Annotated in this window: 2 protein-coding genes; both read right to left on the reverse strand. The window is 59.4% G+C overall.

From position 1 onward, the window contains the following. Positions 1 to 381: hypothetical protein (locus ACT3S3_RS15275; RefSeq protein WP_444614807.1), on the reverse strand; the 381-nt coding region annotated here is incomplete at its 3' end. A gap of 120 nt (positions 382 to 501) precedes the next feature. After that, the coding region (locus ACT3S3_RS15280; protein WP_444627019.1) for a hypothetical protein at positions 502 to 710 on the reverse strand (209 nt) is incomplete at its 5' end.

Here is a 710-nt window from a genome sequence, read left to right on the forward strand (position 1 = left end):
GGGCAGCATGAAGTTGGGAAGTATGCCGTCTGGATCGAAAAGTTCCTGCATCTGCTCTAACAGCGTCGTGTTACCGCTGTCCATTCCCCAGCAGATGTTCCGTGCGTACCGGATGATGTCGCCTTCCGAAAGCGCTCCGTCCAACCGAACATTGGAGAGCCGCCATTCAACCTCGCCAGCAGCATCACGCTCGTCAGCCGTGTAGACGCCATCTATCACCGGGTCCTGGGCGATGCGTCCTGGACCGGGGTCATACTCCGTCCATGAATTGGCAGATTCTGACGTGGTCGTTGTCGAAGCCGCGCCTGTACGGGTGACCTCTTCTGCTTCAGTATCCCCTCCGCATGCGGCGAGGGTGAGCATGGCGAGTGTGGTGGCCACAGCGGTGGCTAGTTTCCTCAACGTCATTAGTACATCATATGTCAAACCATGTCTGCGCACAGAATTTACTCAGGTTAAGGTCGGCGATCCTCGCGGAAAACACAGCGAGCGACACTCCCCCTATCCCCGCCGCGCGGTGGATGCGGATGACGACGAAGCCGTGAAAACCCAAAAGGCTGATACGACTGCATGGCCCAGCAACTCAACCAGTACCACCAGGCTGACGCTGCCTGAACCGCGACCAACGGCGACAGCGCTCAGGTGGCCGATCTGGTCGACGCGAAGATCATCCTCCAGCCCGCACGACTTGCAACGTCGGCCCCGGCCCC

This window comes from Corynebacterium sp. AOP40-4SA-5 (assembly GCF_052377355.1).
Classification (GTDB): domain Bacteria; phylum Actinomycetota; class Actinomycetes; order Mycobacteriales; family Mycobacteriaceae; genus Corynebacterium.